The following is a 13,067-nucleotide window of genomic DNA, read 5'->3' as shown; positions in this document are numbered from 1 at the left end:
AGCAAATGTAAAAATGATTTTTTATTTACCAAACGATTGGTAGAATAAATTATTTATTTTTTAAAATCGCTTCTTTTACTAAGTCACGAATCATACCACCGGCGATAGAATTTTGATGGAGATTATCAGGAGTTAATTGAAAACCATGCTTGGCTGTAACGTAATCCCAAGATTTTCCGAAAATGTAATGCCAAATAACCGAGTAATTGAGTAAGATATAGGTTTCTTCAAAAGTATGCTTTAATGGCTGAGGATTGTTTTCTAAAAAAGCCTTTTGTTTTTCGCGTAGAGGTAAATACAATAAGTTTTCATCACTGGCTAATTGTTTAATAAATTCGCTGTATTTATCAGCTCGTAAATTTGCCTCATGTGCAAGGTCTTCGCCCATTACAGGCAGCGACATCACCGCAATTTTAGCCGAAGTTTTTTGCTTTAGAATTTGAATAATTTGTTGATAATTTGCCTTAAAATCTTCAAAGTTTGGAGAAATATCTTTTCCAATTCTACCTAATTGTTGGTAGCGTTTTTCCATTTTTATGTTCATTGTGGCATTTACATCATTTGTCCCTATCAAAATCGTAATTAAATCTGGCTTCGCGGCAATCACATCGGATATTCTTCGGAGCAATGTGTAAGTCAAATCTGAGTTAACTCCTGCATTAAACACCCAATAATCATCGAGTTCCGAACGCAAATCATTTACCCAGTTGTAACTCACATTTCCGTGTGTATTACTATCACCAAAACAAACTAAGGTCTTTTTATTGGAGTCAATTTTTTGTAGATTGGCTGCATTCGGGTAGTTTTCTGGAATATGCTTCGAAACTTTCTGGTATAACCAAAAATAGATAAGCAACAAAGCTAAAACTAAACAAACAATGGTATAAATGGCTATCATTTTATATTGGGTTTATCTTGTAAGACTCATAGTAAATAGTAAATTTAGTAAATTGTTTGGTGTTAAAAAGTGTTAAATAAAGCATATTTTAGTTTTTAAGACGTTAAATTCGTGGAATAATAAAAATTAGCGGTTTGCAGTGAATTAAATAGTTGTAATCTGCCAATTGAATTTTAATAATTGCGAAAATCGAGGTATGAATTTCCGAAATATCATCATAGTAATGCTATTGGCCATGTTAGGCCTCATCGCCTTTCAATGGTATTGGATAGAAAACGCCATTTCTGTAAAGAAAGAGCAGTTCGACCGTGATGTAAACGATGCTTTGTTGGCAACAGTGCAAAAAATCGAAAAACAAGAGGTTATATTCTTGGCCAATCAGCAAATGAAGGCTCAAGAACAACAAAAACTTTTGGCCATTACACAACACAAAGCTGCTAAGAAAAGAAGACCTAAAGCTGTTGTGCAAGATGCATCTACTCAAAATCAGACCGAAGAAATAGTTGTAAATGTCGAAAATCTTAATCCAAGCCGTGAAAACCCCAAAGTAATATTAATGCCACAAGGCATGAACACCCACACGATTACGATGGCTCCCTCGGATATTTTTTTGGCAGAACCAACATTTGAGATTCCTGAGCGACAAATGGGTTTAATTAAGGAGATGCTTGAAGAACAAAACTTGGCTTGGGAAGAACTTACTCAACCCACTCGTTCATTATTGATGCGTCAGCGAAGTGTAGAAGATTTGGTTAGTGAAATCAACCGACAGGTCATTTTTATGAGTAGAAATCGCCGACACCGAGAGCCCAAAAACCTACAATTTCAAGTAGAAAATCAACGCGGTGTGGTTACTTACAAATATTACTTTAATAGTGGCCAAACAGGCGATTCTTTGAATGTTTCAAAACAAATGGCCAATAAAGTTGACCGTCCTATTGAAATGAAGAAAAAGAGTGAAGAAAAAATCTTCCAAACCAATTTCGATAGAACAAAAAATAAGGCAGAATTAGTAAAAAATGTTTTGACCGATGTCATTCACGGAACAAGAAACATTTACGAACGCCTCGACCGCCAATCGCTTGATACGCTACTTAAGAAAGAATTACGTAGCAGGGGTATCACGATTCCATATCAGCATGGCGTGAAGAATGGTTCAAACCTGATTTTTTCATCATTTGCCGTTAATTACACGCCTGAGTTGATAAAAAAAGCGTATAAAGTTTTGCTTTTCCCAAATGACCTCCAGACTCATAATCATTTTCTGTATGTATATTTCCCTGATACACAGAGCTTTATACTTCGAAATATGTGGTCGGTTTTCTTGAGTTCAGCACTTTTACTTTTGGCTGTTGGAGGTATCTTTTATAGTTCAATTAGCACAATGATGAAGCAGAAAAAACTGGCAGATATTAAAAACGACTTCATAAATAATATGACCCATGAGTTCAAAACGCCAATTTCTACTATTTCTTTGGCGGTTGAAGTAATGAAAGATAGTGATGTAAAGAAAGATGCGGGAAAAATGAACCGTTATCTGAATATCATTCAAGATGAAAATCGTAGGCTGGGCACGCAAGTAGAGAAAGTATTACAAATGGCCTTACTTGATAAAGGAGAAGTAAAACTTCGAATGGGCGAGGTTGATGTTCACGAAACCATCGAACAAGTTTTGACTAATCTAAGCGTGCAGATTGAACAGAAAAATGGCATTGTAAACCTTGAGCTCGAAGCCGAAAACTCAGAAATTATCGCCGATGAAGTTCATTTGACCAATATCATTTATAATTTACTTGATAATGCCAATAAATATTCGCCAGAAAACCCAGTAATCACGATTCGCACAGAAAATGTGGGTAACTTATTGAAAGTGAGCATTGCCGATAAAGGAATCGGTATGAGCAAAGACCAAGTTGCCAGAATATTTGAGCGTTTTTATCGCGTACCAACTGGTAACTTACACGATGTAAAAGGTTTTGGTTTGGGGCTTAGTTATGTAAAGAAAATGGTAGAATTACATAATGGGCAAATCTTTGTTGAAAGTAAATTAGGTGAAGGAAGTAAGTTTGAAATTTTGTTCAATCCTAATCCATCGGTTGGAAAGGCTTAGTTTGCAATTCCTCATCAAACATTCATTAAATTTTAAAAGATTTTATTTGAAAATACTATGGCAAAAATCCTTTTAACAGAAGATGACCCTAATTTGGGAATGCTCCTGCAAGAATACCTTCAAGCAAAAGGTTTTTCGACTGATTTAGCCAAAAATGGCGAAGAAGGGCTAAAATTTTTCTTAGAAAAAGGTGGATACGATATGTGTATCCTTGATGTAATGATGCCAAAAAAAGATGGGTTTTCGTTGGCTAAAGAAATACGAATGAAGGATAAAGAAATTCCAATAATTTTTCTGACGGCCAAATCTATGAAAGAAGATACCATTCAAGGATTCAAAGCAGGTGCCGACGATTATATTACGAAACCTTTTAGCATGGAAGAGCTATTAATGCGAATGAAAGCTATTTTGCGTAGGGTTAATAAAAGTGAACCAGAAAACCAAACACAGAACTTCAAGATTGGAGCCTATGAGTTTGATGCTCAGACCAATAGCTTAAGTATCAATAATAACCACAATAAACTTACCACCAAAGAATCTGAATTGTTGAAATTGCTTTGTCAAAATAAAAATCAGTCGGTTAGTAGAAGTTTTGCCTTAAAACTTATTTGGGGTGATGATAGCTATTTCAATGCCCGCAGTATGGATGTTTATATTACAAAACTAAGAAAACATCTTCGTGAAGACCCTTCGCTTCAAATCATGAATATGCACGGCGAAGGTTTTAAATTGATTTGTTAACGTGGGTCCGAGATTATATATTTATTTTCTACCGATATGAAGACCCTCAGTGGCAAATAATAGCTATAATTTGCTACAACGAATAATCAATGCTTCGTAAAGCAAAAGGAGGTTAGTAACAAACTAGCCTCCTTTTACTTTTATCTATTTCAAAAATTATCTCATTCTATCGGCATCTCTAACCTTTTTCTCATCATTTCTGATAAGTCGATTCGCTACCCAATTGAGTGCTAAGGCCAAAAATGCTCCCCAGAAGCTAATACCAAACTCTCCTTGATTTTCTGGTGAGAAAAGTTTGTTGGCATCCATCTGAATATGATAAACAGTTGTACCCAATAAAGCGGCTCCTACCAATGAATTGAGCGAAACCAATAACATTTGACGTACACGATTTTTATATTGGAAAATCGTAAAAATTGAAAGTCCTGCCGAAAGTACAGCCAAAACAGCTAAATAATAAACAGGCGTGTTTTTCACAATTGAGCCTGCTTTTACATAAGAGAGCGTATAAGCATTGAGCGAAATTTCTTCTGTACCTACGGTTTTGTGCCAAGTTTGTGTTCCTAAAAACACAATCATACAAATGGCAACAATTAATAATAACAATGATTGCGGGCGTTGTAACATTTTGATTAAAAATTTAAAAATTGTATGCAAAAGTACTTAATTCTACGATTTTTCTATTCTCTCCATTCAGAATTATTCGTGCGTAAGCATTTCAATAATAGCTTGATGTTGCGGAAACTCAGCCAAAAGAGCCGCTCGATTAGGCATTTCAAAGTCGGCAAAATCAAAACCCGGGGCTACCGTACAACCAACCAAAGCATAAGAATTTTCTACGGCTGGTTTACTTCCAAACCACACGCCCGCAGGCACTACAGCTTGAAAAACTTCGCCTTTTTCTGGATTATTACCCAAGCGAATCACTTGCATAATTCCCTCATTATCAATATAATAAATATTTAGGGCATCCCCCGCATAGAAATGCCACATTTCATCAGACTGAATTCTATGAAAAGCTGAAAAATGGTGACTTTCCAACAAAAAATAAATACCTGTGCTGTAATTTCTATCACCCGAAAAACGTTTAGGTAAAGAATTTGCGGTAATTACTTCGGAAGAACGGTAGGTCTCCACAAAAAAACCACCTTCGGGGTGGGCTTGCATCTGTAATTTTTCGACCCAATATTTTGCAGGAAACATATAAAAAGCAACAATTAAGGAATGAATGTTATATTTTTGCACAAAACTACTGAAAGTTGCTTGCTTTTGACTATTCGCAATTAGCTTTTAACAAAAACATTAGACTATTTTCAGTAGAAGTTTGCCCCTAGAATTATTAATTTTTAGTTAGTCGCTAAAAGCAATATAATTAATGAAAAACAAATTAGTTGTAGCCTTACTCATCATTGGCGGAATCGTATTATTAAACATTGCCGCATCATTTTTTTTCTTTCGCCTTGACCTGACCGAAGAAAAACGTTATTCTCTTTCTAATGCTACGCAAAGCTTACTGGAAGGTTTGGCCGAAAAAGACACAGCCGATGTTTTTGTTAAAGTATATTTAGATGGCGATGAACTTCCCGGAGGATTTGAGCGATTGAAACGTGCGGTCTCGGAAACACTCGAAGAGTTTAAGGTTTATGGCGGTACCAAGATTAACTATACTTTTATTAACCCAAACTCAGAAACCGACCCAAAAAAACGTGAAGAATTTTACATGCAATTGGCTCAAAAGGGCATGACTCCTACACGTATTGTTGATACTAAAAATGGACGTCAGGTAGAAACCATTATTTTTCCTTACACCCTCGTATCTTCGGGTAAGTTTGAGTTGCCAGTTTTACTACTAAAAGGTACACAAGGCAAAACTGCCGAAGAAAAACTCAATCAATCTTATGAAAATGTAGAATATGAATTAGCTACTGCAATACGAAAATTAACACAAACTGACCGCAAAAAAATTGGCCTTTTGGCCGAGTTTACGAAGCTCAAACCACTTAATTTCTCCGACTTAATTGCCTCTTTACAAGAACGTTACGATTTATTTATCATCAACTCTAAGCAATCCTCTACTTTCGAAGGGCTCGATGCAATTATTTTGCCTAAACCTGATATGCCCGTAGATGATAGCACAAAATACAAAATCGACCAGTTCATTATGGGCGGTGGCCGTGCCTTATTTTTTGTTGATGGCTTGAAGGTAGATTCAGTAGGTTTAGAAGGAAATTATGCCCAACCACTTGATTTGAATCTTACAGATTTGCTATTCAAATACGGTGTTCGTATCAATAATAACATCGTGAAAGATGGAGCAAGCTGTGCGGTTATTCCGTTGGTAGTTGGAGAATTAGGCGATCGACCAAATATTCAACCTGTTCCTTATCGTTATTTTCCACTTATAAATAATTTTGGAAAAAGCCTCATTACCAACAACATAGACTTAGTTTATAGTCGTTATGTAGCTTCAATGGATACTGTAAGGGCTGATGGTGTGACCAAAGTTCCTTTGCTCATGACTAGCCCATACACAAAAGTACTCAATGCCCCAGCATTTATTACATTCAATGACGCACGCACCGATACCGACCAAGCGGAATATAAAGGAGGCGTAAAAACGATTGCCTATTTATTGGAAGGGAAGTTTCAATCGCTTTATAAAAATCAAATCATCGACCCTAAAGCTACAGGTTTTAAGGCTGAAAGCGAGCCAACGAAAATCATAGTTTGCTCTGATGGCGACCTAATTGTCAATGAAGTGAGTCAGAAAACAGGTAATCCATTGCCTTTAGGCTATGACAAAGCAACACAACATACTTTTGGCAATAAAGATTTTGTGCTAAACGCCATTGACTATTTGATTGATGAAAATGGGGTAATTAAAGCCCGTGGTAAGGAAGTAAAACTTCGTCCGCTTGATAAACTTCGTACACGTGATGAGCGAACTTTTTGGCAAATTTTAAATATTGGGTTGCCCGTAGGTTTAGTTATAGTGTTTGGATTTGTATTACAGTGGCTTCGCCGAAAAAACTACGGAAGCGTTTAATTCAAGTATAACTCATTGATTATAAGTTTAAAATAAACAGTTATTAAAAATAATTTTTAGTCAAAAATACTTAATTATTTTCTTGAAAACGTACAAATTTACTAAGGTTAAATTATAATAAAACACATAAAACGTTGTAAAAAAAAAGGCTCTTTTTGAGCCTTTTTTTGTGTAAAATAGCGGAATTTTACCAAACAAGACAATATATTACTATTAAAATAAGTTTATTAGAAATTAGATTTTTTTTAGAAAAAAGCACTTATATTTGCATAAGTGTATGACGAAAGGAACATTTTAGTTTTTTTCTATGTTTAAAAAAAATATTGAAATTATTGGTTTTGTACAATATTTGTTAATACATTGCACTTATAATTCTAAGCAAAACAGAAAATTATTCTTTCTCCTATGGAAGACTACAATAAAATAATCGAATCTCTTGGCGTAAAATTTGCCAAAGCACGCCACATTAGAATCTTACAAACAATTAAGATAAAAAACGTTTATGACGTTGAAAACACCATTTTGGTTTTATATAATGGTGAAGTTAAACTCGATGGCAATGAAGAAAAAGTAGAGCCAGGTGATTTGCTTTTCATTCCGGGAGGAAAGGCCGCTACACTTACTTATGGAAGTGGTGAGCCAAAAAATATCTCGTATGAAGAGTTTATGACTCGCCGTGAAAGCTACTGGGAAACCATGACTGACCCTTCGACAATCGGCCAAGTACCTAATTCTTTTGGATTGGTAGCTTTCGAAGCAAAAGTTTTCGACTCGGTAAACTTCTTTACTTCGCTTGACATTCCACCGTTTTTCATCAAAGCACACAGCAAATTAGGCTCTTTAATTTATGACATATTGAAAGAAGATTGTTCTGATGAAGCTGGCCGTGGCCGTGTAATTAAAAATAAAACCGAAGAGATTGTTATCGAAATCGTACGTCACATCTTAAGAAATCGTATGTTTGTTGAGCAATTAGCCACCAACAGTACGTATTTCAAAGACCCTCGTTTGATTGACATTTTTACGTATATCAAAAACTCACTTCCTGGCGATTTGTCTAATAAGCAATTAGCAAACGTTGCCAACGTATCAGAAGATTATGTTGGTCAATATTTCAAAATGCTTACAGGTATCAATCCACAAGATTATATCGAATACCAACGCATGGAAGCAGCCGTTACCCTTCTTCGAACAACGAAGAAAAGTATTCGTGCCATTGGCCACGAGGTTGGTTATAAAGATACAGCATACTTCTGTCGCCGTTTCAAGATGATGTTCGGTATTCCTGCCGGAAAAATGCGTAGAAGAGAATCTCTCATGATTGGCTAAAAGCCTCCGTTGTCGCAATTAATACTTCATATAATCAGAGCCGCTCGTTTCAGTCGAGCGGCTTTTTTTGTAAAATAACTAATCAATCAATTTCTTGAGTAATTTTTGATAAATCACCGAAAAGTCTTGTAAATTCGTTTTTGAGAAAATACCAAAACAACACTCCAGATGTCATTGACAAACCCTAAACCAAATACTCGTAGAAATTTCCTAAGCACTACATTTTTAGCTGCATTTGGAACTTCCAACCTAAAATTCCATTCGCTAGACAGTAATCTGACGACAATCAAACCAGCTGCTCTAAAAAAAGGAGACACCATTGGCTTGGTTTGCCCTGCTTATTCAGCTTTTATAAAGGAAGAAGTAACAGTAGCGGTGGAAAGTCTGCAAGCGATGGGGTTTAAAGTTTTAATTGGAAAGCACGTATTCGACCGCTACGGTAATCTAGCTGGAAAAGACCAAGACCGAGCCGAAGACATCAACGAAATGTTTGCCAATAAACAAGTAAATGCCATTATGGCCATGCACGGCGGCTGGGGATGTGCACGAATTTTACCACTTCTTAACTATGATTTAATAAAAAACAACCCAAAAATACTCATTGGATACAGCGACATAACTGCCTTATTGGTAGGTATTTATGCACAAACAGGCCTTGCAACATTTCATGGCCCAGTTGGCTCTTCAACTTGGAATAGCTTTACAGTTGATAATTTCAAAAATACTTTGATTGATGGCAATGCCACAAAAATGGTCAACCCAACTAAGAAAAACGATACACTTGTACAAACTGACGACCGAATTTATACCATTTATTCGGGTAAAGCTTCTGGAAAACTTATTGGAGGAAATCTTACCGTACTTTCGCATATTTTGGGCTCAAAATTTGTTCCAGACTTCAAAAATGCCATTCTCTTCATAGAAGATATACAAGAGGATACATATCGAGTTGACCGAATGATTACCCAACTAAAGCTCGCAGGTATTTTAAATAATATTTCGGGCTTTGTTTTTGGAAAATGCACTGATTGTCCACCCTCTAAAAATTACGGTTCACTTACGCTCGAAGACATTTTCGAAGACCATATCAAGCCCCTCAAAATTCCTGCTTTTTCTGGCTCGATGATTGGGCATATTAAAGATAAATTCACAGTACCAATTGGTATAGAAGCAACTATTGATGCCGATGAAGGAAGTATTAAACTTAAAGAACCAGCAGTTATTATTAAATGAAAACTAAAATTATCACACTCTTTAGCTTATTAGGAGTTTTTACAACAAAAGCACAAAATTGGCAGCATATTTCAAGCGAAGATGGTACGCTCCCGCTTTCATGGAAAAATACCCAACAAACCGCTTCTTTGGCATTTGATATCGACAAAGATGGGATTGATGAGTTTGTTGTATGTGGGCGTGGTCAAGGTACTTCAATCATATATTTCAAATTCGACCGTGCTATTGGATGGAGAGAATTTGCTATTGATAAAGAACAAATTCCACTTGAAGCGAGTGGAACTACTTATGATATTGACCAAGATGGTGATTTAGACCTCATTTTTGGTGGAGACACGCAAAGTAATAAAATTTGGTGGTGGGAGAACCCCGCACCTTTTTATAATCCTAATGTGCCATGGCATAGATTCGAACTCAAGACAGAGGGAGAAAATCAGAATACCGACCTTGTTTTCGGCGATTTCAAGCAAATTGGTAAAGCCCAGTTGGCATTTTGGAGCCAAGGTGGCAAGCAATTGGTGATAGCTACCGCTCCCGAGGAAGTCACTGGAAAATGGAGTTTCGAAACTATTTACACTTCCACTCAAAACAATAGTGGTAGTGCTGTTGCCGATGTTGATGGCGATGGAAACAAAGATTTGGTGGCAGGAAATATGTGGTTTAAGTATGTTGATGGGAAGTTTAAACCAACCAAAGTAACAGAAGTAACTGGTCGAGTAGTGGCCGCCAAGTTTAAAGTTGGAAAGAAAATGCAATTATTATATGCTCCGGGTAGTAAAAATGGAGCGTTGATGCTCTATGAATGTAATGGAAGTGCCGAAGTATCAAGCAATTGGAAGGGAAAAGATTTAATCGGGAGAGAACTTACTCACGCCCAAACACTTGAGGTAGTTGATTATAATGATGATGGAAATTTAGATATTTTCTGTGCAGAGATGGTGAAATGGGATGAAAAATCTGAAAACCTTAATGCAGAAGCTTTCATTCTCTTAGGCGATGGAAAAGGAAATTTCACGAAAACTATTTTTCAAAAAGGGGTTGATTTTCATGAAGCTCGCATGAGCGATATTGATGGTGATGGCGATTTTGATATACTTTCAAAATCTTATCTCTGGAAAAATCCACGCATTGAAATGTGGCTTCAAAATGGTACGGGCGAACGTATCCCTAACATCGGCAAAATTCTAGGAGACCGCATTGGTTTGGAACTATATAGTTTAAGAGACTATTTTAAAACCGATATAGTAGGTACATTGGCTTATGTAAAAAGTTTAGGAATCACAGATGTAGAAGTAGCTGGAACTTATGGCATGAAAACCGAGGCCTTTAAGGCAGAACTAGATAAAGTCGGACTGAAACCTTACAGCACGCTGCTCGATTATAATTTATTCCGCGATAGCCTCAGTAAAGTTGTTGCTACTTGCAAAGCTTTGGGTATCAAATACGCAGGTTGTGCTTGGATTCCGCACATTAGCAATAAATTCGGGAAAGAAGATGCAGATAAAGCTATTAAAGTTTTCAATAAAGCAGGTGAAGCTTTGGCAAAGGAAGGTATTAAATTCTACTACCATTGTCACGGTTATGAATTTAAACCTACCGAAGATGGTACGCTTTTCGATTATATTGTGAAACAAACCAACCCCGAAAATGTAAGTTTCGAATGTGATGTGTATTGGGCCTTTCATGGCGGGCAGGACCCAGCCTTACTGCTCAAAAAGCACAAAGGGCGTTTCTTGGCATTACATTTAAAAGATATGAAATACGGCCAAGAAACTGGTGAATTATCGGGAGGTACACCACTAACTTCTGATGTTGCTATCGGAACGGGGCAGCTAGATTTTCGTAAAATTCTTAGAGCGGCTATTCAAACAGGTGTTAAGTTTTATTATATCGAAGATGAAAATGAGGTCGTTAAAGAGCACTTACCTGTTTCTTTGCGTTATTTAAAAAACCTCAAATAATTACCTCCACTTGATACTTTCAAATACAATTTGGCCGTAATTACTTTTTTCATAAAGTACCCCTATCTCATTTTTATTGAGTTTAACGATGTCGGAGTAAGCTGCATAGTCGTTTACTTTGACATCGTTGCTTTTTGCCACAACCTTTACTACTTGCCATGTTTTTCCTTCATCATAACTAATCCTAAGGGTTAGATTATCTCTCTTTTGAGTATCGGCAGCATTACAAAAAGCTAAAATATGCTTCTTTTTTTCTACCCCTAACGATAAAATCGCACCTTCACACACTGGGTCAGGCAATTTTTCATCGAAATAAGTTTGGCTCCAAGTTTCTCCACCATTCTCACTAATAGCTACAATTCTCTGACGAATATCGCCTTTTTGGTTTCTCATATTCATCATCAATCTATTACCTGATATCTCGGTGGCTGTGGCTTCATTACTACCTGCAATACTTATATTTTCGCTAAGTTTAAATGTTTTTCCGTGGTCATCCGTAAAAAAACCATGTGCCGTATAATCCGTAAACTCTTTTTGTGGTTCTCCTGCCGAATGATTGGCTGCTACGTAAATTCTACCCCTATACTTGCCGTACTGAAACTGCATGGCATGCCCCGGTGTATTGGCATACGAACGCCAATCTTCCTGAAAATTATAATTCTTATTTACGTTTGTTTGCTTTGGTCGGTGCACTTGTGTGGTGATATTTACACCTTCACTCCAAGTTATTCCTCCATCGCTCGAAGTTTTATACCAAACTTCACGCAAACCCTTGCCCTTTCGAACCTCATTCTCATGGTTATTGCCAGTATTGTAAAACAAAAACAAACGCCCTTTCGGAAAAGCGGGGTCTGAATGATCAAAAACTGGGGCAGGATTTCCAGCTTGAAGCGAATCATAATCAACAATGGTGCTCATACTACTCCAAGTTTTCCCATTATCTGAGCTCCTTTTCATCACGATGTTTATATCGCCAAAATCACCACTTCCTTGCACGCGTCCTTCAGCAAAAGCTAATAGATTTCCATTAGGTAAACTAATAATCGCAGGAATCCTGTATGATTTATGCCCTTCAGTACCTGAAATAAAAACAGAATTTTGAGCTAATAATTGAGAAAAAGCTAAGCAAAGAATTATAGTTCGTAACATACTTTAAATGATTTGTTGACCCAGAGCCCTAAAATTAATCAAAATCTATGGGACATACTTGCCGAATTTCTTGTTTAATGATTAAATAAGTACTTTTGATAAAATTTCACCATCCATAAGTCTGGTTCATGCCTCATATTTTTTATTTACCCATCAAAGTTGTTGCAGAAGATATCGACGAACTCAATCACGTTAATAATATTGTTTATCTTAGATACGTACAAGATGCTGCCGTTGGCCATTGGAAAACTGTACCTGAAGAAATAGCTTCGCAAATAATATGGGTAGCTCGCCGCCACGAGATTGATTACCTAAAACCTGCCTTCATGGGTGATGAATTAGTGGTCAAAACTTGGGTTGATAATTTTGTTGGAGTAAAGAGTCTCCGACACTGTGAAATCATGCGTGGAGTTGAGGTTTTAGCTCGTTCGGTTACGCATTGGATTTCGCTTGATGCCCAAACTTTTCGCCCCAAACGCATTACAGAAGAGATTGTGAAGCAGTTTTTCCCTGATACCGAATAAAAGATAATTCAAAAAATCTCCGATTTTCTAATAAAATACCCCTATTTTTGTCGAAAAAAGGTGTATTGCTCAATCA

11 protein-coding genes are annotated in these 13,067 nt (G+C 36.6%); 7 read left to right on the top strand and 4 right to left on the bottom strand.

The genetic code is table 11. The annotated features are described in order from the left end of the window. Nucleotides 1-49: 49 nt before the first annotated feature. Nucleotides 50-898, bottom strand: coding sequence for an SGNH/GDSL hydrolase family protein (locus EMTOL_RS10080; protein ID WP_015029178.1), 849 nt, complete (start codon nt 896-898; stop codon nt 50-52). 196 nt (nt 899-1,094) lie between these two features. Between EMTOL_RS10080 and EMTOL_RS10075 the strand changes: the two genes are divergently transcribed. Both EMTOL_RS10075 and EMTOL_RS10070 read left to right on the top strand, forming a co-directional pair. Further along, on the top strand, nt 1,095-3,008 hold the full coding sequence (locus EMTOL_RS10075) for a sensor histidine kinase (protein ID WP_041694055.1): 1,914 nt from the start codon (nt 1,095-1,097) through the stop codon (nt 3,006-3,008). A gap of 57 nt (nt 3,009-3,065) precedes the next feature. Continuing rightward, complete coding sequence (locus EMTOL_RS10070) at nt 3,066-3,749, top strand: response regulator transcription factor (protein ID WP_015029176.1); 684 nt, start codon at nt 3,066-3,068, stop codon at nt 3,747-3,749. A gap of 156 nt (nt 3,750-3,905) precedes the next feature. Here EMTOL_RS10070 and EMTOL_RS10065 read toward each other — a convergent pair whose 3' ends face one another. Beyond that, nucleotides 3,906-4,376, bottom strand: a complete 471-nt coding sequence (locus tag EMTOL_RS10065; RefSeq protein ID WP_015029175.1) for a DUF4293 domain-containing protein — start codon at nt 4,374-4,376, stop codon at nt 3,906-3,908. A gap of 72 nt (nt 4,377-4,448) precedes the next feature. After that, nucleotides 4,449-4,952 (bottom strand): cupin domain-containing protein, encoded by a 504-nt coding sequence (locus EMTOL_RS10060; RefSeq protein ID WP_015029174.1) that lies wholly within the window; start codon nt 4,950-4,952, stop codon nt 4,449-4,451. A 172-nt stretch (nt 4,953-5,124) separates the two neighbouring features. Here EMTOL_RS10060 and gldG point away from each other — a divergent pair, with 172 nt between their 5' ends. From gldG to EMTOL_RS21765, 4 genes are all read left to right on the top strand, one after another. Continuing rightward, nucleotides 5,125-6,795 (top strand): gliding motility-associated ABC transporter substrate-binding protein GldG, encoded by a 1,671-nt coding sequence (gldG, locus tag EMTOL_RS10055; RefSeq protein ID WP_015029173.1) that lies wholly within the window; start codon nt 5,125-5,127, stop codon nt 6,793-6,795. A gap of 405 nt (nt 6,796-7,200) precedes the next feature. After that, nucleotides 7,201-8,124 (top strand): helix-turn-helix domain-containing protein, encoded by a 924-nt coding sequence (locus EMTOL_RS10050; RefSeq protein ID WP_015029172.1) that lies wholly within the window; start codon nt 7,201-7,203, stop codon nt 8,122-8,124. Between the two features lie 168 nt (nt 8,125-8,292). Beyond that, complete coding sequence (locus tag EMTOL_RS10045) at nt 8,293-9,357, top strand: S66 peptidase family protein (RefSeq protein WP_015029171.1); 1,065 nt, start codon at nt 8,293-8,295, stop codon at nt 9,355-9,357. Continuing rightward, nucleotides 9,354-11,318 (top strand): sugar phosphate isomerase/epimerase family protein, encoded by a 1,965-nt coding sequence (locus EMTOL_RS21765; RefSeq protein ID WP_015029170.1) that lies wholly within the window; start codon nt 9,354-9,356, stop codon nt 11,316-11,318. The genes EMTOL_RS10045 and EMTOL_RS21765 overlap by 4 nt, the downstream gene beginning before the upstream one ends. Here the strand turns inward: EMTOL_RS21765 and EMTOL_RS10030 are convergent, their stop codons facing one another. Then, the gene (locus tag EMTOL_RS10030) at nt 11,319-12,467 is read right to left on the bottom strand and encodes a sialidase family protein (RefSeq protein ID WP_015029169.1); all 1,149 of its coding nucleotides are present in this window, start codon (nt 12,465-12,467) and stop codon (nt 11,319-11,321) included. Between the two features lie 128 nt (nt 12,468-12,595). Here EMTOL_RS10030 and EMTOL_RS10025 point away from each other — a divergent pair, with 128 nt between their 5' ends. Beyond that, entirely contained in the window at nt 12,596-12,991 is a 396-nt protein-coding gene (locus tag EMTOL_RS10025; RefSeq protein WP_015029168.1) for an acyl-CoA thioesterase, read from the top strand. Nucleotides 12,992-13,067 lie beyond the last annotated feature (76 nt).

Source organism: Emticicia oligotrophica DSM 17448, from assembly GCF_000263195.1.
GTDB lineage: Bacteria > Bacteroidota > Bacteroidia > Cytophagales > Spirosomataceae > Emticicia > Emticicia oligotrophica.
This window is presented reverse-complemented; position numbering and strand designations above follow the sequence as displayed.

What these genes read in the sequence shown, in the direction of transcription:
- EMTOL_RS10080 (WP_015029178.1), bottom strand. Translation starts at nt 898, where the DNA reads ATGATAGCCATTTATACCATTGTTTGTTTAGTTTTAGCTTTGTTGCTT.
- EMTOL_RS10075 (WP_041694055.1), top strand. Translation starts at nt 1,095, where the DNA reads ATGAATTTCCGAAATATCATCATAGTAATGCTATTGGCCATGTTAGGC.
- EMTOL_RS10070 (WP_015029176.1), top strand. Translation starts at nt 3,066, where the DNA reads ATGGCAAAAATCCTTTTAACAGAAGATGACCCTAATTTGGGAATGCTC.
- EMTOL_RS10065 (WP_015029175.1), bottom strand. Translation starts at nt 4,376, where the DNA reads ATGTTACAACGCCCGCAATCATTGTTATTATTAATTGTTGCCATTTGT.
- EMTOL_RS10060 (WP_015029174.1), bottom strand. Translation starts at nt 4,952, where the DNA reads ATGTTTCCTGCAAAATATTGGGTCGAAAAATTACAGATGCAAGCCCAC.
- gldG (WP_015029173.1), top strand. Translation starts at nt 5,125, where the DNA reads ATGAAAAACAAATTAGTTGTAGCCTTACTCATCATTGGCGGAATCGTA.
- EMTOL_RS10050 (WP_015029172.1), top strand. Translation starts at nt 7,201, where the DNA reads ATGGAAGACTACAATAAAATAATCGAATCTCTTGGCGTAAAATTTGCC.
- EMTOL_RS10045 (WP_015029171.1), top strand. Translation starts at nt 8,293, where the DNA reads ATGTCATTGACAAACCCTAAACCAAATACTCGTAGAAATTTCCTAAGC.
- EMTOL_RS21765 (WP_015029170.1), top strand. Translation starts at nt 9,354, where the DNA reads ATGAAAACTAAAATTATCACACTCTTTAGCTTATTAGGAGTTTTTACA.
- EMTOL_RS10030 (WP_015029169.1), bottom strand. Translation starts at nt 12,467, where the DNA reads ATGTTACGAACTATAATTCTTTGCTTAGCTTTTTCTCAATTATTAGCT.
- EMTOL_RS10025 (WP_015029168.1), top strand. Translation starts at nt 12,596, where the DNA reads ATGCCTCATATTTTTTATTTACCCATCAAAGTTGTTGCAGAAGATATC.